The 18,331-nt window shown below is 70.7% G+C and carries 16 protein-coding genes; 8 read left to right on the forward strand and 8 right to left on the reverse strand.

What is annotated here, in order from left to right:
- Positions 1-50 precede the first annotated feature (50 nt).
- Positions 51-710: a peptide-methionine (S)-S-oxide reductase MsrA gene (gene msrA, locus AB8O64_RS22870; protein ID WP_370421041.1), complete on the reverse strand. Its 660-nt coding sequence runs from the start codon at positions 708-710 to the stop codon at positions 51-53.
- Positions 711-786: 76 nt separating this feature from the next.
- Positions 787-1,881, reverse strand: a complete 1,095-nt coding sequence (locus AB8O64_RS22875) for a hypothetical protein (protein WP_370421042.1) — start codon at positions 1,879-1,881, stop codon at positions 787-789.
- Positions 1,882-2,006: 125 nt separating this feature from the next.
- Between AB8O64_RS22875 and AB8O64_RS22880 the strand changes: the two genes are divergently transcribed.
- Positions 2,007-3,152 (forward strand): cystathionine gamma-synthase, encoded by a 1,146-nt coding sequence (locus AB8O64_RS22880; protein ID WP_370421043.1) that lies wholly within the window; start codon positions 2,007-2,009, stop codon positions 3,150-3,152.
- A gap of 38 nt (positions 3,153-3,190) precedes the next feature.
- Here the strand turns inward: AB8O64_RS22880 and AB8O64_RS22885 are convergent, their stop codons facing one another.
- From AB8O64_RS22885 to AB8O64_RS22895, 3 genes are all read right to left on the reverse strand, one after another.
- Entirely contained in the window at positions 3,191-3,421 is a 231-nt protein-coding gene (locus AB8O64_RS22885; protein WP_370421045.1) for a hypothetical protein, read from the reverse strand.
- The gene (locus AB8O64_RS22890; protein WP_370421046.1) at positions 3,418-3,918 is read right to left on the reverse strand and encodes a sigma factor-like helix-turn-helix DNA-binding protein; all 501 of its coding nucleotides are present in this window, start codon (positions 3,916-3,918) and stop codon (positions 3,418-3,420) included. Before AB8O64_RS22890 ends, AB8O64_RS22885 begins: the two co-directional genes overlap by 4 nt.
- 68 nt (positions 3,919-3,986) lie before the next feature.
- A complete protein-coding gene (locus AB8O64_RS22895) occupies positions 3,987-4,487 on the reverse strand; it encodes a MarR family winged helix-turn-helix transcriptional regulator (RefSeq protein ID WP_207303966.1) in 501 nt (166 codons plus the stop codon).
- Positions 4,488-4,923: 436 nt separating this feature from the next.
- Here AB8O64_RS22895 and ilvA point away from each other — a divergent pair, with 436 nt between their 5' ends.
- From ilvA to AB8O64_RS22910, 3 genes are all read left to right on the forward strand, one after another.
- Positions 4,924-6,123, forward strand: a complete 1,200-nt coding sequence (gene ilvA / locus AB8O64_RS22900; RefSeq protein ID WP_370423940.1) for a threonine ammonia-lyase — start codon at positions 4,924-4,926, stop codon at positions 6,121-6,123.
- A gap of 86 nt (positions 6,124-6,209) precedes the next feature.
- Positions 6,210-7,289 (forward strand): ATP-binding cassette domain-containing protein, encoded by a 1,080-nt coding sequence (locus AB8O64_RS22905; RefSeq protein WP_370421047.1) that lies wholly within the window; start codon positions 6,210-6,212, stop codon positions 7,287-7,289.
- A complete protein-coding gene (locus tag AB8O64_RS22910) occupies positions 7,286-8,146 on the forward strand; it encodes an ABC transporter permease (protein WP_370421048.1) in 861 nt (286 codons plus the stop codon). Before AB8O64_RS22905 ends, AB8O64_RS22910 begins: the two co-directional genes overlap by 4 nt.
- Positions 8,147-8,243: 97 nt before the next feature.
- On the opposite strand, the gene greA is transcribed toward AB8O64_RS22910, so the two are convergent.
- Both greA and AB8O64_RS22920 read right to left on the reverse strand, forming a co-directional pair.
- Complete coding sequence (gene greA / locus AB8O64_RS22915) at positions 8,244-8,741, reverse strand: transcription elongation factor GreA (RefSeq protein ID WP_130879623.1); 498 nt, start codon at positions 8,739-8,741, stop codon at positions 8,244-8,246.
- Positions 8,742-8,928: 187 nt separating this feature from the next.
- Positions 8,929-9,339 (reverse strand): DUF4307 domain-containing protein, encoded by a 411-nt coding sequence (locus AB8O64_RS22920; RefSeq protein ID WP_356450392.1) that lies wholly within the window; start codon positions 9,337-9,339, stop codon positions 8,929-8,931.
- A gap of 118 nt (positions 9,340-9,457) precedes the next feature.
- Here AB8O64_RS22920 and mca point away from each other — a divergent pair, with 118 nt between their 5' ends.
- Both mca and AB8O64_RS22930 read left to right on the forward strand, forming a co-directional pair.
- Positions 9,458-10,327: a mycothiol conjugate amidase Mca gene (gene mca, locus AB8O64_RS22925; RefSeq protein ID WP_184733164.1), complete on the forward strand. Its 870-nt coding sequence runs from the start codon at positions 9,458-9,460 to the stop codon at positions 10,325-10,327.
- Positions 10,328-10,331: 4 nt separating this feature from the next.
- Positions 10,332-10,622: a hypothetical protein gene (locus AB8O64_RS22930; protein ID WP_370421050.1), complete on the forward strand. Its 291-nt coding sequence runs from the start codon at positions 10,332-10,334 to the stop codon at positions 10,620-10,622.
- Positions 10,623-10,760: 138 nt separating this feature from the next.
- Here AB8O64_RS22930 and AB8O64_RS22935 read toward each other — a convergent pair whose 3' ends face one another.
- A complete protein-coding gene (locus tag AB8O64_RS22935) occupies positions 10,761-14,126 on the reverse strand; it encodes a tetratricopeptide repeat protein (protein WP_370421052.1) in 3,366 nt (1,121 codons plus the stop codon).
- Between the two features lie 478 nt (positions 14,127-14,604).
- On the opposite strand from AB8O64_RS22935, the gene AB8O64_RS22940 reads away from it, so the two are divergent.
- Entirely contained in the window at positions 14,605-16,182 is a 1,578-nt protein-coding gene (locus AB8O64_RS22940) for an MFS transporter (RefSeq protein ID WP_370421053.1), read from the forward strand.
- A 68-nt stretch (positions 16,183-16,250) separates the two neighbouring features.
- Positions 16,251-18,278, forward strand: a complete 2,028-nt coding sequence (locus AB8O64_RS22945; RefSeq protein ID WP_370421054.1) for an AAA family ATPase — start codon at positions 16,251-16,253, stop codon at positions 18,276-18,278.
- Positions 18,279-18,331 lie beyond the last annotated feature (53 nt).

Genomic DNA, 18,331 nt, shown 5'->3' on the forward strand with positions numbered 1-18,331 from the left:
CGGCTCGGGGCGACGGCTCCGGCGGCAAACGACACTCGGGCGGGAGCCCGTCAGCTGTCGGCCTGGCCCACGCCAACCGGGCAGCTCACGCCCGTGCCGCCGATGCCGCAGTAGCCCGCCGGGTTCTTGTCGAGGTACTGCTGGTGGTGCGGCTCCGCCGCGTAGAAGGGGCCCGCCGGGAGGATCTCGGTGGTGATGTCGCCGTAGCCGGAGGCGCGCAGGACCGACTGGTAGGCCGTGCGGGAGGCCTCGGCCTCGGCCTGTTGGGCGGGGGAGTGGGTGTAGATCGCCGAGCGGTACTGGGTGCCGGTGTCGTTGCCTTGGCGGAAGCCCTGGGTGGGGTCGTGGGACTCCCAGAAGAGCTTGAGGAGCGACGGGTACGACACCGCCGAGGGGTCGAAGACGACGCGGACCGCCTCGGTGTGGCCGGTCAGGCCGCTGCACACCTCCTCGTAGGCAGGGTTCGGGGTGTGGCCGCCCTGGTAGCCGACCAGGGTCGTCCAGACGCCGGGGGTCTGCCAGAACTTGCGCTCGGCGCCCCAGAAGCAGCCCAGGCCGAAGTCCGCCACGGCCAGGCCCTCGGGGTACGGGCCCGCCAGGGGGTTGCCGAGGACGGTGTGGCGGTCGGGGAGGGCGAATTCCGGTTCCGGGCGGCCCTTGAGTGCTTCGTCGGGGGACGGCAGACGGGTTTCGCGGCGGTGGAACAGCATCTCGGCTCCAAGCGGTGATGAGGGCGGCGTCCGTAGAACGTGCGGGGGCCGGAACGCATTCCGGCCCCCGCGTGCTTCAGCCCCTTGCTCCGCCCTGGGCCTCCCAGCCCGCCACGGCCAGCGCACGGTACGTCGCGTACGCCCCGACCGGGTCCGACTCGTACGTCCACGGCACCGCCCCGATGTGGCCGTCGACCTTGCGCAGCTGGTCCATCGCCTCCTGGAAGCGCTCGGCGCGCACCAGGAACCACACCAGCAGGTGCCGTACGTGCGGCAGCACCGGGTGGTCGGCCGGCGCGTGCGCCACCGCGAAGCGCGCGGCCTCGATCGCCTGCGAGACGACCGCGCTCTGGTAGAGCCCGCGCACCAGGTTCACGTCCGACAGATGGTCGTACACGGCGAACAGCGGCAGCGCGGGCAGCAGGCTGCCCGCCGGGGCCGCGCCCGCCGCGCGCTGCGCGAAGGCGTCCGCGCGGTCCTGCGAGCCGTGCCACTTCGCGCTCCAGTAGCGCAGGGCCGCCAGATGCGCCCCCATGTGCCCCGGTGCGCGGGCCACGACGGTCTCCCAGACGGACTGGAACTCCGCCTCGCTCGAACCCAGACCCCGCTCGACGCCCAGCCGGACGATGTACGGGACGGCGTCGCCGGGGGCCAGCAGGGCCGCCTCCGCGCAGACCGAGCGGGCCTCCTCCAGGATCATGCGGTAGTCCTGCGAGGACGGGTCGCGCAGCGCCTGCTGGACCAGGAACTCGGCCTGCACGGCCGCGCCGCCCGCGTCCTTGGGCGCCACGACCCGCCAGTGCCGCAGCCACATCCCGCCGGTGCCGGGCGCCTCGGCCAGCTCCTGGACCGCCGCACCGGCCAGGGTCTGCACCCGCTGCCAGCGCAGCTCGGCGGCGGTGGTGGCGTCGGTGCGGGCCAGCAGCTCGGAGGCGGGCTTCCAGTCCTGGGTGCGGCGCGCCTCCGTGACGGCCGCGAGCAGCTCCGGGTCCGGGCCGGGCAGCCGTACGTCGAGCTGTTCGACGGGGACGAAGCCGTACGCACCGGCCGGATCGACGGCGACCTGGTGGCCCCGTACGGCGTCCTGCCCGGCGCGGCGGCGCCGCATCGCGGGCACCACCAGGACCCCGCAGATCAATACGAGGGCGAGCAGGATGAACAGAAACTCCATGAGGTGTCCTGAGAGCAGAGAACGTGGGCCGACGATGGGACAACGCGGGGAACCGGCGGATCGTTCATCCGCCGGTTACAAGTGAACAGGAGTGTTTCGGTGAACCTGGTACTACCCTCGGTTCAATGAGCGACCAGCATTCCTTCGAAACCCTCGCCATCCACGCCGGACAGGAGCCGGATCCCCTGACGGGAGCCGTCGTCCCGCCCATTTACCAAGTCTCCACCTACAAGCAGGACGGCGTCGGCGGCCTGCGTGGTGGTTATGAGTACAGCCGTAGCGGCAACCCCACGCGCACCGCGCTGGAGGAGAACCTGGCGGCGCTCGAGGGCGGCACCCGCGGCCTCGCCTTCGCGTCGGGCCTGGCGGCCGAGGACTGCCTGCTGCGCACGCTGCTCTCGCCCGGCGACCACGTCGTCATCCCGAACGACGCCTATGGCGGAACGTTCCGGCTGTTCGCGAAGGTCGTCAGCCGCTGGGGCGTCGAGTGGTCGGTCGCCGACACCTCCAGCCCGGACGCCGTACGCGCCGCCATCCGGCCGGAGACGAAGGCCGTGTGGGTCGAGACCCCCTCGAACCCGCTGCTCGGCATCACCGACATCGCGGCCATCGCCACCGTCGCCCACGAGGCCGGCGCGAAGCTGGTCGTGGACAACACCTTCGCCAGCCCCTACCTCCAGCAGCCGCTGGCCCTGGGCGCGGACGTCGTGGTCCACTCCACCACCAAGTACATGGGCGGTCACTCCGACGTCGTCGGCGGCGCGCTGATCACCGCCGACGCCGGTCTCGGCGAGGAGCTGGCCTACCACCAGAACGCGATGGGTGCCGTCGCCGGCCCGTTCGACTCCTGGCTGACGATGCGCGGCATCAAGACCCTGGCCGTGCGCATGGACCGCCACACCGCCAACGCCGAGCGCGTGGTGGAGCTGCTGATCGCGCACCCGAAGGTGACGCAGGTCTACTACCCGGGTCTGCCCGAGCACCCGCTGCACGAGGTCGCGGCCAAGCAGATGCGCGCGTTCGGCGGCATGGTGTCCTTCCGCGTCGCGGGCGGCGAGGAGGCGGCGGTCGAGGTCTGCAACCGCACCAAGCTGTTCACCCTCGGTGAATCCCTGGGCGGCGTCGAGTCGCTGATCGAGCACCCGGGCCGGATGACGCACGCCTCGGTGGCCGGTTCCGCGCTGGAGGTCCCGGCGGACCTGGTGCGGGCCTCGGTCGGCATCGAGTCGGCGGACGACCTGCTCGCCGACCTCACCCAGGCCCTGGGCTAGTCGCCCACAGCCGGTCGAGTCGTACGCCACGGGGCCCGTCACGGGTCCCGCGGCGGCGCCGACCAGGGCTGTTCGATCGCGGCCCAGACCCAGAAGGCCACGACCGCGATCAGCAGCAGCGCCCACGTCACGACTCCTACGGCCCGGCGGGTGCGCAGGATCCGCCGGCCCCGGGCAGCGGCCCGTGCGGCCAGCCCCGGCGGGACCTGCGGGTGCGCAGGGCCCATCATCCGCCGGACCTCGTCCTCCTTGCGGTCCTGCGCGCTCACGGCGCGGCCCGGTACGGGGTCGCGGTAGGGCGGGAGCGCAGGGCGCTGACCGCACGCGTGCAGATGACCCGCACGCGCTCCACGGACATTCCGAGGGCGGCCGCGGTCTGTTCCTCGGGGACGCCTTCGTGGAGCCGTAGGACGAGCACCAGGCGCTCCCGTGGGGAGAGCCGGTCCAGGACGCCGCCCCGGGGGCGGCGGTAGCGCCGGGCGGACCGCGCGAAGCGGGCCGCCAGCTCCTGGCGGGTGCGGGCGTACGGATCCTCGCCGCGCAGCCGTTCCCAGTCGGCGTACGTACGGGCCAGGGCCGCCGTCAGCAGGCGCTCGGCGGCCTCGCTGCCAGGGTCGCCGTCGGCGCCGTCACCGCTGCCGACGGCACGGCCGGGCTCACCGGTCAGCAGGAGCGCGGCGTGCAGCAGCCGGCCGCCCGCGCCCGCGACGAACAACTCGAACTCCTGGGCGCGACGGCGCTCCCTGGCCGCACGCCGTTCGTTCACCGGGGCCTCCGTGGCACGTGCCCGTACGGGCACGTGCCCTCAAGGACACGGCAGCAACCCGCGCCGGGTCAAGAGGTCGGCGGCACCGGGGGAAGCGCGGTGTGCAGGTCGGACAGGGCCACGTTGAAGCGGGTGAGGAGGGTGCAGAAGGAGTCCCGCTCCGCTTCGGTCCACCCCTCGGTCACCAGCGCCATCAGCTCGCGCCGGGAGGCGCGCACCTCCTCCAGGCGGGCCTTGCCGCGCGGGGAGAGCTGCAGGACGACGGCCCGGCCGTCCTCGGGGTGCGAGGTGCGCTTGACCAGGCCGGTGTCGACGAGCGGCGCCACCTGGCGGGTCACGGTCGAGGAGTCGATACCCATGCCCGCGGCGAGCGCCTTGACGCCCATCGGGCCTTCCTGGTCGAGACGGTTGAGCAGGAGGTAGGCGGCGCGGTCCATCGAGTTGCGGACCTGGCCTACGCCACCGAGCCGGGTCTGTTCGGCGCGGCGGGCGAAGACGGCCACCTGGTGCTGGAGGGTGTCGAGGACACCGGGTGCGAGGTCGGTCGTCATGTCCGGAGGGGTGGGCATGGCCTGGGACTCACTTCGTGCGGCGGGGACGGAAAAAGGGCGGGGAAAAGCTCGGAAAACGCTGCGGAATGGGGGACAGAGTACGCGGCCGGGCGGGCGGCCGTACTGGTGCTGCGCAAACCGGTCGGTTTGTGCGGCTCTGCGGCGGCCGGGACGGGGGCGAGCTGCGAGACTTGGCACCATGGCTGCACGAGTTGGTGACGAGGCGGGTACCTCTGCTCCGACGGCCGAGGCACCGGATTCGGTGCCTGAGGCGCCCAATTCGGTGCCTGGGGCGACTGTTTCGGTGCCTGGGGCGACTGTTGCGGCGGCCGGGCCGTCCGTGCCGACGCCAGGGACGTCCGTTCGGGCGGCCAGGTCTTCCGTTCCGGTGGCGGGGTCGCCCGGAAAGTCCGGTAGAGCGCCGGAAGGTGCTTCCGTCTCATCCGCCCCGTCCATCCTGACTCTTGACGATGTGCGCCATGCGCAGAAGACGCTGTCGGGGGTCTCCCGGGTCACCGCGCTGGAAGGCAGCCGCTATCTGTCCGGGCTGGTCGGCGCGCCCGTCCACCTCAAGTGCGAGAACCTCCAGCGCACCGGCTCCTTCAAGGTGCGCGGCGCGTACGTCCGGATCGCGGGCCTGACCGAGCGGGAGCGGGCGGCGGGCGTCGTCGCGGCCAGCGCGGGCAATCACGCGCAAGGCGTGGCGCTCGCGGCCTCCCTGCTGGGCGTGCGCTCCACGGTGTTCATGCCGGAGGGCGCGCCCCTGCCGAAGGTCGCCGCCACCCGCGACTACGGAGCGGAAGTCCGCCTGCACGGACAGATCGTGGACGACGCGATGCGGGCCGCCCAGGACTACGCGCGGGAGACCGGCGCGGTCCTGATCCACCCCTTCGACCACCCCGATGTCGTCGCGGGGCAGGGCACGGTGGGGCTGGAGATCCTGGAGCAGTGCCCCGAGGTGCGCACCATTGTGGTGGGCATCGGTGGCGGTGGGCTGGCGGCCGGGATCGCGGTGGCGGTCAAGGCCCTGCGGCCCGATGTGCGGATCGTCGGGGTGCAGGCGGAGGGCGCCGCCTCGTACCCGCCGTCGCTGGCCGCCGGGCATCCCGTGTCGCTACCGGCTCCGGTCACGATGGCGGACGGCATCAAGGTGGGGCGCCCGGGCGACGTCCCGTTCAAGATCGTCAACGACCTTGTGGACGAGGTCGTCACGGTCACGGAGGACGATCTCTCCAGCGCGCTGCTGCTCTGTCTGGAACGGGCGAAGCTCGTGGTGGAGCCCGCCGGGGCGAGCCCGGTGGCGGCGCTGCTTGCCACGCCCGACTCGTTCGAGGGGCCGGTCGTCGCGGTGTTGTCGGGCGGCAACGTGGACCCGCTGCTGATGCAGCGCATTCTGCGGCACGGCATGGCCGCGGCGGGCCGGTATCTGTCCCTGCGGCTGCGGTTGACGGACCGTCCGGGCGCGCTGGCCGCGCTCCTGGAGGTGCTGTCGGAGCTGGACGCGAACGTCCTCGACGTGAGCCATGTGCGCACCGATCCGCGGCTCCGGCTCACGGAGGCGGAGGTGGAGCTGCATCTGGAGACAAAGGGGCCGGAGCACTGTACTGAGGTGGGAGAAGCCCTGCGGAATGCGGGTTATCTCGTCATGTTGTGACAAGTGGGGTGGTTCATTCCCAAGGCGGTTCGGGCTCGGCGAACGTAAAATCCTGTAATACGTCACCCGAAACGGGGAGAACCTCCATGCCAGGCGCCATTTACGCCGAAGGCCTGGTCAAGACCTTCGGCGACGTCAGGGCTCTGGACGGCGTCGATCTCGACGTTCCGGAAGGAACCGTTCTAGGACTGCTGGGCCCCAACGGCGCCGGCAAGACCACCGCAGTGCGCGTACTCACCACCCTGATCAAACCCAACAGCGGACGGGCCGTCGTCGCGGGCATCGACGTCCTGAAGAACCCCACCGAGGTCCGCCGCCACATCGGTCTGTCCGGCCAATTCGCCGCTGTCGACGAATATTTGACGGGCCGCGAGAACCTTCAGATGGTCGGTCAGCTCTACCAGATGAGTGCCCGGGACGCGAAGGTGCGGGCCGGACAGCTGCTGGAGCGCTTCAATCTCGGCGACGCCGCCGACCGCACCGCCAAAACCTACTCCGGCGGCATGCGCCGCCGCCTCGACCTCGCGGCGGCCCTGGTCGTCAGCCCGCCCGTGATGTTCATGGACGAGCCGACCACCGGGCTCGACCCCCGCAACCGCCAGCAGTTGTGGGAGGTCATCCAGGAACTGGTCGCCGGCGGTACGACCCTGCTGCTGACCACGCAGTATCTGGAGGAAGCCGATCACCTCGCGCACGACATCGCGGTCGTCGACCACGGCCGGGTCATCGCGCGCGGCACATCCGATCAGCTCAAGGCCCGTACGGGCGGGGAGCGCGTCGAAGTCGTCGTGCACGAGCCCGGCGACATCTCCGTGGCCGACGGGATCCTGCGGTCCTTCGGCAAGGGCGGCTCCAAGATCGAGGAGCACACCCGCAAGGTCACCGTCCCGGTCTCGGGCGGCGCGAAGCTGCTCGCCGAGGTCATCCGCGAGCTGGACGGGCGGGGCATCGAGATCGACGACATCGGGCTCCGCCGCCCGACGCTGGACGACGTCTTCATCTCGCTCACCGGCCACGCGGCCGAGGCGGAGGAGGAACGGGAGAACGGCGGCGGGACGCGGGAAGGGGCGCAAGGGGCGTCCGAGGGAGCGCGGGACGGGAAGCGGGAGCGCCGTCGTCCGGGGACCGGAGGGGCGACGCGCGAGGACGAGGAGGCCGCCTCATGAGCACCATCGGCAACACCGCCCTCGGGACGGCGGCCCCCAGAGCGCGCGGCGGGGTCGTCCAGTCCGGGCGGGACTCCCTGGTCGTCGCCAAGCGCAATCTCATCCGCATGGCGCGCATCCCCGAAGTGGTCATCTTCGGGGTCATCCAGCCGATCATGTTCGTGGTGCTGTTCAGCTATGTGTTCGGCGGCTCGATCGCGGTGGGCGGCAGCACCGATCCCTCCACGTACCGGCAGTTCCTCATGGCGGGCATCTTCGCCCAGACCGTCACCTTCGCCACGGCGGGTGCGGGCGCCGGTATCGCCGACGACATGCACAAGGGGCTCATCGACCGCTTCCGGTCGCTGCCCATGGCGCGCGGTGCCGTCCTCACCGGCCGTACGCTCGCCGACCTCGTCCAGACCGCGCTGACGCTGGTGGTGCTGGCGATCGTCGCGGTGATCGTGGGGTGGCGCATCCACGAGGGCGTCCTCAAGGCGCTGGCGGGCTTCGCGCTGCTTCTGCTGCTCGGCTACGCCTTCTCCTGGATCGGCGCGCTGATCGGGCTGACGGTCCGGACCCCGGAGGCGGCCACCTCGGGCGGGCTGATCTGGCTCTTCCCGCTGACCTTCATCTCGAACGCCTTCGTGCCGTCCGACAACATGCCGACGGCGCTGCGCTACATCGCCGAGTGGAACCCCTTCAGCGCGACCGTGCAGGCCGCCCGGCAGCTCTTCGGCAATCTGCCTGAGGGCTATCCGGTGCCGGCGGCGTGGCCGATGCAGCACCCGGTGTGGGCGTCGCTGATCTGGTCGGTGGTGATCATCGCCGTCTTCCGCGCCCTGTCGGTCCGTAAATACCGCTCGGCGACGGCTTGAGCAGGAGAAGAACCCGAACGGGTGGACGGCGAAGAGCCCCGGACCTCGAATGAGGTCCGGGGCTCTTCGGTCACGCCCGGGGCCGGGCGCGCTCGGATCAGGCCTGGTAGGGCTTGGCCTCCAGGATGCGGACCTTGGCCTTCTTGCCGTTCGGCAGCTCGTACTCGGCGTCCTCGCCGATCTTCTTGCCGTTCACGCCGGTGCCCAGCGGGGACTGGGGGGAGTACGTCTCGATGTCCGAGCTGGCGTACTCGCGCGAGGCGAGCAGGAAGTCGAGCGTGTCGTCCGGGTCGCCGTCGAAGGCGATGGTCACGACCATGCCGGGGGCGACCACGCCGGTCGCGGCAGGAGCCTCGCCGACCTTCGCGGCCTCCAGCAGCTGCGTGAGCTGACGCACACGGAGCTCCTGCTTGCCCTGCTCCTCCTTGGCCGCGTGGTACCCGCCGTTCTCTCGCAGGTCACCCTCCTCGCGGGCCGCCGCGATCTTCATCGCGATCTCGGTGCGAGCGGGACCAGACAGGTACTCCAGCTCGGCCTTGAGCTGGTCGTACGCCTCCTGAGTCAGCCAGGTGACGTTGTCGCTGGTCTGGGTCACAGGTGCTCCTCGTCGGTACTGGGAATGCTTGGGGATACATCGCGATACAAATGAACGCCCTACTCAGAAGGGTGCGCCTTCAGAGGTGGGCGAAACCACGAGCCTAACAATTCCGCACGGGAAGGGGGAAGGAGCAAGCGGGCGATACTGCGCAAGAATCGCGTCAGTGCAGGTCAGCGCGGTGCGATCAGCCGTTTGAAACGACCGTGCAGCCTTCGAGTTTCGTCGCGGCGGCCCACTGGGTCGTACGGAGCGTGACCAGCTCGGTGAAATGGGTCTCGCGGCGGTCGAACCTGACGTCCTTCCGCCCGGTCTCGGAGCCGTCCCCGGCCAGCGAGCGCAGGGTGCAGACCGCGGTGGCGTTCTTCTCCTTGCGGACCTCCAGCACCGCCTGAACGGTGGTGTCCGACATCGACTTCGACCGTACGAGCTCACCACTGACGTCCGTCTTGGTGACGTAGTGCACGCCGAACCAGCCGACCATGCCGAGCAGCGCCGTGCCCAGCACCGCACCGACGATCTTCAGCTTGCGGTCCGCGCGCTCGTCCGCCGTACGGCCGTACCGACCCTCGGGCAGTCCGTCACGCACCGCAGCCATGATCTTTCCTCCTGGTCGGGGGCCGGTGGAAGGCCGGTAGTGGAAGCCGGAATGAATCGACCCCTGCTTCGGTCACTATAGGAGGCGTCTCCCGTGACCAGTGACTGAGGATCGAGCCTTGACTGAGCAGCTCCGACTGATGGCCGTTCACGCCCACCCCGACGACGAGTCGAGCAAGGGCGCGGCCACGATGGCCAAGTACGTGTCCGAGGGGGTGGACGTGCTGGTCGCCACCTGCACGGGTGGTGAGCGTGGCTCCATCCTGAACCCCAAGCTCCAAGGCGATGCCTACATCGAGGAGCACATCCACGAGGTCCGCGCCAAGGAGATGGCGGAGGCGCGCGACATCCTCGGCGTCAAGCAGGAGTGGCTGGGCTTCGTCGACTCCGGGCTGCCCGAGGGCGACCCGCTGCCGCCGCTGCCCGAGGGCTGCTTCGCGCTCCAGGACGTCGAGGAGGCGACCGGCGCGCTCGTGAAGCTGATCCGCGAGTTCAAGCCGCACGTGATCACCACGTACGACGAGAACGGCGGCTACCCGCACCCCGACCACATCATGACCCACAAGATCTCGATGCTGGCCTTCGAGACGGCCGGTGACCCGACCCGCTACCCCGAGGCCGGCGAGCCGTGGCAGCCGCTGAAGCTCTACTACAACCAGGGCTTCAACCGGCAGCGCACCCTGGCGCTCCACGAGGCGCTGCTGGCGCGCGGCATGGAGTCCCCGTACGGGGAGTGGCTGGAGCGGTGGCTCACGGCCGGTCGCGAGCGGACCCTGACCACCTTCGTCCCGTGCGGTGACTTCTTCGAGATCCGTGACAAGGCGCTGATCGCGCACGCCACGCAGATCGACCCGGACGGCGGCTGGTTCCGCGTGCCGCTGGACCTCCAGCGGGAGGTCTGGCCGACCGAGGAGTACGAGCTGGCGAAGTCCCGCGTCGGCACTTCCCTCCCCGAGGACGACCTCTTCGCGGGCATCCGCAACAATTGACCCCATGATGAGCGCGACCGCTTCCCTCGCCGCCACCCACCTGGTGCCGTTCGCCGCCGACGAGCTGGACAAGAACAAGGTCACTCCCGGTGTGCTCGGTTTCATCGTCTTCGCCCTCATCGGTGGCGCCGTATGGCTGCTGATGAAGAGCATGAACAAGCACATGAAGAAGGTGGACTTCGAGGAGACCCCGGCGAGCCCGGAGCAGGGTGGTACGGGCTCGGGCGGCAAGGCTGCCCGGACCACCACCACCGTGACCAAGGGCGCCGCGCCCAAGGGTGAGCCCGCCACCTGACCGGCCGGCTCGGCCACTCCGACCGGTGACGCCGGTCGCCCGACGGGCGACCGGCCGACCGGTGGGTGAGTTCGGCATGCCCGGACGACGCCTCGGTCCGCGCCCCGGCTCCTGGTCGCACAACCTGCCGCGGGTGGCTCAGGCCTCCCGCGGCAGCACCGCCATGACCTCGCGGGCCCGGCGGTTCGGCACCATGCCGAGCCGCCATGCCGGCCATCCCGTCTCCGGCGAGGCGCCTCTCTCCAGCATCACGGCGTACGCCTCCACGTAGTCCTCCAGAGCCGGGTCGCCCGCCCAGTCGGCGTCCCGCAGCTCGCGCAGGAGCGCGGCCAGCTCCTCCTCGGCCACCGCCGCCCCCACCACCGCGCCTCCCGGCGAGGCGTACGGCAGCAGCGTGCAGCGCAGGAACCGGGCCCAGCTCCCACCGCGCCGGTCGCCGTACTCCGCGAACAGCCGCGCCGCCTCCTCCAGCAGCGTCAGGGCCTGCACCGCGCGGCCATTGCCCGCGTCGATCACCGCCAGCTCCATGCAGGACCACGCCTCGCCGTGCGGGACGGCCAGCCGACGGAAGTCCGTCCGGGCGTCCTGCAGCAACTGCCGGGCGAATCCGCTGTTGCGCAGCCCACCCGTCTGCGCCGCCCGCTGATCACGGGTGACCCGCCCCGAGTGGTGCCGGGCGCAGGCCAGGCCGTAGCTGTCCCGCATCCGGTTGAACATCGTGCGCGCCCGCTCCAGGGCCCGCACTGCCGCCGCCTGGTCCCCGCACTCCTCCAGCGACTGGCCCAGGTAGTACAGCGACCAGGCCTCGCCGCGCGCGTCCTCGTTCTCCCGGTGGCGGGCCGTCGCCCGCCGCAGCTGATCCGCCGCCCGAGCCGGATCCCCGGCCACCAGGCGGGCCCGCGCCAGCTGGGTCAGGGCCCAGGCCTCACCGCGGCTGTCCCGCGTCCGCCCGTAGCTCTCCAGGGCCTCGCGGAGCTCGGCCTCCGCGCGCGTCACCTGGCCCATCCGCAGCCGCACCTGGCCGAGCTGGAAGTGCGCCCACGCCTGGCCGTGCACGCTCTCGCTCCGCCGGTGCAGCTCCAGTGCCTCGTTCAGCAGGTCGAGCGCCGGCGCTATCCGTGCCCGGTCCCGCTCGACCGCCGCCAGGGCGTGCATGGTCCAGGCCCGGTCCCCGCTCAGCTCCGGCGCGGACTGGAGCTCCAGCGCCTCCCGGAGCTTCACCGCCGCCTCCTGGAGATTGCCCTGATGCTGCAAGGTGACACCCAGGTCGCGCAGCGCCCGGGCGGCCCCCGCCGGATGCTGGGCGTCGAAGTACAGATCGACGACGGAGGACAGGGTCGTACGGGACTTGTCCAGCTCGCCCAGCTGCCGGGCGGCGACACCCGTGCGCCACTGCACCGAACGCGACAGCAGGCCCCGGTCCGTGGCCTGTGTCAGCTCACTCAGCTCACCCAGCCGGTAGAGATCGCCGCGCAGCAGGCAGTAGTCGCACAGGGCGCCCAGCAGATGCAGCACCGCCGCCTGGTCGACGCCCTCCGCGTGGCGCAGCGCCGCGGTGATGAAACTCGACTCGTCGTCCAGCCAGCGCAGTGCCGCGGCCAGTGAGGAGAAGCCGTGGCCCCCGGCGGCGCCCTGGGTGAACATGTCCGCCCGGGTCGAGGTCTTGCCGTCGACCATGCGGATCACCGTGTCGGCCAGCTCCGCGTAGCTGCGGATCAGCCGTTCCTGCGCCGCCGCCCGCTCGCCCGGCTCCTCCTCGTCGAGCAGCCGGACGTGGGCGAAGTCCCGGACGAGGTCGTGCATCCGGTACCGGTTGGCGCGTACGTTCTCGATCAGCCCGGCCCGGGCGAGTGCCGTCAGCTGATGGGCTGCCTCCTGCTCGTCCGTCCCCAGCAGCGCCGCCGCGGCGGCCGCCCCGAGCGAGGCCCGCCCCGCCAGCGCCAGCCGGCGCAGCAGCCGACGGGCGCTGTCCTCCTGGTCGGCGTAGCGCAGTCGCAAGGCCCGCTCCACCGGGTCGGTGGTGCTGTGCGCCTCCAGATCCGCCGCCAGCGACTGCGCGCTGCGTGATCCCAGCGAGGAGCCCGCCACGCGCAGGGCGAGCGGCAGTCCACCGCACAGCTCCCTCACCCGGGCCAGGGCCTTCTCGTCCTCCGGCCCGGCGCCCTCCAGGCCGGCGTCCTGCGACCCGGCGGCGACCGGACCGGCGTACTCCCCGGGCCCCTCGGGGCCTGTCGGGGCGGCGACCGGGGGAGATTCCTCGGCCGCCGAACGCAGCAGCTCCGCCGCGCCCGCCTCGTCCAGCGGCTCGACCGGCAGCTCGTGCACCCAGGCCACCAGGTCCGGGGGCAGGGGCAACGGAGCGCGGGCCGTGATCAGCACCAGGCTGTCGGAGCGCTCCGGGATCAGCGTGCGGATCTGCTCCGCGTCCGAGGCGTCCTCCAGGACCACCGTCACCGGCAGCCCCGTGAGGTGCTGGTGGTAGAGCTCGGACAGCCGCCGCAGATGCCGCTCCTGAGGGGAGCGCTCCCGGAACAGCAGCTGATCGCGCGGCGCGCCCAGCCTGTTGAGCAGATGGAGCAGCGCGTCCCGGGTCGGCAGGGGTGGCGCGCCCTGGGTCTCCCCGCGCAGATCGACCACGCACGCGCCCCGGAACTGGTCGCGCAGATGGTGGGCGGCCCGCACCGCGAGCGTCGAACGCCCGGACCCGGGCGGCCCGTACAGCAGGACGACCGTCGGTCTGGTCTCCGTGCTCGCCCGCGCCTGATGGACCCATTGGGCGATCTGTGTGATCTGCGCTCTGCGCCCCGCGAACAGGCCGTCCGGGGCCGGCAGGTGATCGAAGGACTGCTCCAGCACGCTGCGCCGCAAGGCGGCGGCACTGCGGTCCGTGCCCCGTCGCAGCGGGTCGTGGCCCACGGTCTCCGTGCTCGGCTGCCCACCCGTGCCGTTGGCGCGGGTCGCCGCCGACAGGATGCGCTGCTGGTCCAGGAACGGGCGGATCCCGCGCACCTCCACCGCCGTCAGCCACTGCAGACGCAACTGCTCGGCGCCGCCGGGCTGCCCCCGCAAGCCCGCCCGCCGGTGCGCGGCCGGCCAGTGCCCGGCCGTCAGCTTGAGGAGGGTGGCGGCCGAGCCCGCCACGGCCACCAAGGCCCCCGTGCCGAGCGCGGTCCCGGCCGATGTCCCGTACCCCAGGTCGACACCGAACGCCGTCGCCGCCGCCACGGCCGTGACCAGCAGCGGAGTGCTGAGCGAGGCACGTGACAGACGGGCCGTCAGCGGCCGTTCCGACACCGCCTCCTCATCGAGGGCACGTACATACGCGCCGTACTCCTCGGCCGCCGTGGCCGCTATGGCATCGAGCTCCTCGCGCGCCCGGCGCAGCAACGCCACGCCGTCGGCCCGGCCACCCGAACGGCGCACCTCCTCCTCCACGGCGCGCCCCAACAAGCCCTCGACATCCGTGCGGTGGACCTCTCGCAACACGGCCAGCGAACCCGGCATGTGCTTCCCCCTCACCAGCGATTGCTCTGTGCCTCACGTGTGCACCCCAAGTGTTCCGCCTGGACAAGATTTCCGGCAGCCCTGTGGATAACCGGCCGACCGCACCTGTGGACAACGCACCGGAGACCGCGGAGAACCTGCGGCTGACGGCGGCCGACGGCGGCCCCGACGACTGGCTGCTGGTCGCCGGTGATGCCAGGGAGCCGACCGAGGGAGTGCCGGGGCGTGGCGGCGGGCGACGCGGTGCGCCGGCTCACCGAGGCATGAAATCCGCTCAGCCGCAATCCTCCGGACGTGAATTCCTTCACCTCACAAATCCGTCAGAGGCATAAAAGTGCCCAGTCCGCAAATCTGGCAGAGGCATATGGTTCGCTCGGCCGCAATGGTTTTGGCGAGAATTCCGAAGCTTGACAGCGTTGTGGAGCCTGCCTATATTCCAGTCGGTCAAGTTCCCGCCGATCGATATCCGAAGGTGTACATGGCCGCGCCTCTGGCATTACCGAAGTCCAGGCAGCAGTTGATCCTTGCCATTCTCATGCTGTGCTCACTGCTGATATGGATGGAAAATACCGTCCTGAGCACCACGCTGGAGACCCTTGCGGACCCGGTCCGTGGACTGGGGGCCGATCCCGGTCAGCTGCAATGGGCGACCGGTTCGTACACTCTGGCCTTCGCCACATTGATGTTCACCGCAGGCGCGTTGGGTGATCGGTTCGGTCACCGGACTGTGTTTTCCAGTGGGCTGGTGATCTTCGCCGGTTCCTCGCTGTGGTCGGCGTACGCAAGCGATGCGGGCCAGCTGATCGCGGCTCGGGCTGCGATGGGGGTGGGCAGTGCGCTGATCACGCCCGCCATGATGGCCATCCTTATGTGGACCTTCACCGGCCCCGCGCGGGCTGCCGCGATCGGCATTTTCTCGACATCGGCCGGTGTCGGAATGGCTGCCGGCCCGGTGCTGGCGGGATTCCTGCTCGATCATTTCTGGTGGGGCTCGGTATTTCTGATCAATGTTCCGGTCGCGGCATTGGCGTTGGCCGGGCTTGCCGTGCTGGTCCCGAATTTCCGCAGCCCCACTCCGCGGCCACTGGACCCCGCTGGAATGCTGCTGTCGATCAGTGGGCTCGTGGCGTTGGCCTACGGGCTGATCCGGGCGGGACAGGTGGCGGCGTGGAGTCGTACCGACGTGTGGGCGCCGATCGTTGTCGGCCTGGTTCTGCTGACCGTTTTCGTACTCGTCGAACTGCGCCTCAAGGTGCCCAGCTTCGATCCGCGACTGTTCGCGCAACGCACATTCGGTGGCGGCAATGCGGCGCTCGGATTGCTGCTCTTCGGCGTGGCCGCCATCACCTTCTACAACGCGTTCTATCTGCAAGGCGCGCTCGGATTTTCGCCGATGAAGGCGGGCTTGGCCAATATCCCGACCGCACTCGGCGCGCTCGCGGCGGCGCCCCTTGCCTCGCGCCTGGTTCGCCGTCTGCCGCTACGCCTTGTCACCGTGCCGGCGCTGACCATGGCCGCGCTGACCATGGGTGGGTACGCGTTCCTCGGACTGCAAACTCCACTCGTCTGGATCGAGATCCTCCTGTCGGTACAGGGCCTCTCGGTCGGCATGGTGATCGGCCCCGTTACCGCCGCATTGATCAGCGATCTGCCGTTGGAACAGGCTGGTGCGGGATCGGCCGTCACCAACACCGTGCGACAAACCGGCAGCGTGATCGGAATCGCGGTGGGCGGCACGATCATGTCGATCATGTACCGCCGTGCGATCGAACCTTCACTGGAGGGTGCGTCCGGGCCGGTACGGGATCAGGTGAGAGTTTCCGCCGAACAGGCCCGCCACGTCGCCGCCACCGTCCACAGGCCCTCTCTTGCCCAGGCCGCTGATCAGGCGTTTATCCACGCGATGCACGTCGGCGCGGGCTGGATCGCGGCCGTCGTACTCCTCGGGGCGGCTGTGCTGCTCATCGCCTTGCCTGCTGCCGGAAAGAAGAAGGGTCCGACACCGGAGCCGGACCACGAAGAGACCCGCAGCCCCGAGCCTCGATCCACCGCGTGATGGGGAGACCCCTGTTGTCGAAAATCAATGATCCCGTTGGGCGCGCGGTTGAAGCGGAGCAGAATTATGTGTCCTCCTTGTACGAGTTGCTCACCGAGCGGATTTCCGAGGCGCGAATACAGCGAGCGAGGGTGCTGAAGGCCCCGGCGGAAAGCGCCGGCGAGGCATACGAGAGAGAAATCGCTGCCGAGGGTCTGGCCAAGGAAATCAGTCGGCTGGAGGGCGCCGAAAAGGGGCTGGTCTTCGGTCGCATCGACTGGACGGACGGCATGGCCCTGCGCATCGGGCGGATCGGACTGCATACGGAAGAGGACGATCTGCCTCTGCTCGTTGACTGGCGTGCGAACGCGGCGCGGCCCTTCTACGAGGCGACACCGGTCCACCCGATGGGCCTGCGGCGGCGCCGGCACCTGCGTCTGGAGGAGCGCACGGTCATCTCGGTGAGCGACGAACTGCTGGACGGCACCGCCCCGACCGACGAGGACGTCGTGGGGGACGGCCCGTTGACCGAGGCTCTGTCGGCACGGCGTACGGGCAGGATGCACGCGGCCGTCGCGACGCTGCAGGCCGAGCAGGACGAGATCGTCCGCTCCGCCCACCGCGGGGTGACCGTGGTGCAGGGCGGGCCCGGCACCGGCAAGACGGTGGTCGCCCTGCACCGGGCGGCCTATGTCCTGTACGCGTTCCCGCGCGCCGCGGAGGAGGGCGTCCTGGTGGTGGGCCCCAACGCTCGGTTCCTCGACTACATCTCCCAGGTCCTTCCCTCGCTCGGAGAGAACGACGTCGTTCTGGCGACCTGCCGGGAACTGGCCGGAGTGTTCACGGACACGGTGGGACCGTTCGATACGGCACGTCTGAAGGGCAGCGCCGACCTCGCCGACGCCTTGGCCGGCCTGCTGCGCGTCCACCAAGCCCCCGCCGGTGACTTCACCGTGCGGGTCGGACAGGAGCTGGTTCACCTCTCCGGCGAGGAAGTGGCCGCGGCACGCGACGCCGCCGTGGCAGCCGTCATGGGGCACAACCCCGCGCGCCAGGTGTTCAAAGAGCTCCTGGCCGACGCCGTCACCGACGCGATGCGACGAGACATGGGCGACCTCCTGGAGCAGATCGACGCCGATGCCGAAAGGATGACGGGTATCAACCTCGACCGGTTCACGGGAGCCGCCCGGCGCCGTGCCGAAGGTGCGGCCGACCCGGGTCCGGTCCACGAGCTGGACCTGGACGCCATCCGAGCCGACCTCCTCGACGACGCCGGCGTCGACCGGGCGGTCGAGGGGTTGTGGCCGCGGCTGGTACCCGGTGATCTCGTGCAGGCGCTCCTGACGAACGCCGACGCTCTCGCCGAGCTCCTGCCCCGCCTGACCGCGCAGGAGCGCCCCCTTCTGCTGCGCGGTCCGGACGACCCGTGGACCGATGCCGATGTGCCGCTGCTGGACGAGGCGGCGAGCCTGGTCGACGGACCCCCCGAGCGGACGTACGGGCACGTCGTCGTCGACGAGGCGCAGGAACTGACCGCCATGCAGTGGCGGATGATCGTCCGCCGCTGCCCGTCAAGGGCGATGACGCTGGTGGGTGACTTCGCCCAGGCAGGGCCGGTCGCGACAGCACGCGACTGGAAGGAAGCGCTGAGCCCGCATGTCGGACCGCGGTTCACCCTGCACAACCTGACCGTCAGCTACCGCACGACGCAGGAGATTCTGGAGAGCGTCCGGGGCCTGCTCGCGCGGATCGATCCGGACCAGAAGCCCACACGGTCACTGCGAAGCGGTGAGAGCCCTCGCACCGTGACCGCACCTCCGGACGGGTTGGTCACCGCCGTCGTTCAGGAACTCCGCGCCCAGAGCACCGCACACCCGGGAGAGCTGCTGGGAGTGATCTGCGCGGACAGCAGGGTGAGCGAGCTGACGGCCCAGGGCGTCGCCCACCACGCACGCATCGTGCCGGCGTCCGAAGCACGCGGCCTGGAATTCGACGGGGTCGTCGTCATGAACCCCGAGGAAATCATCACGACCCGCCCCGGTGGGGAAAGGGACTTGTACGTGGCCCTGACCCGGGCCACCAAGCGCCTGTGCACCGTCGCCGTCCAGGCCGCCTGACGGCTCGGCGCCTCGCCTTACGGCCCGTGTGCTGCTCATTACTTCCGGATCCG

The organism is Streptomyces sp. QH1-20, from assembly GCF_041283565.1.
Classification (GTDB): domain Bacteria; phylum Actinomycetota; class Actinomycetes; order Streptomycetales; family Streptomycetaceae; genus Streptomyces; species Streptomyces syringius.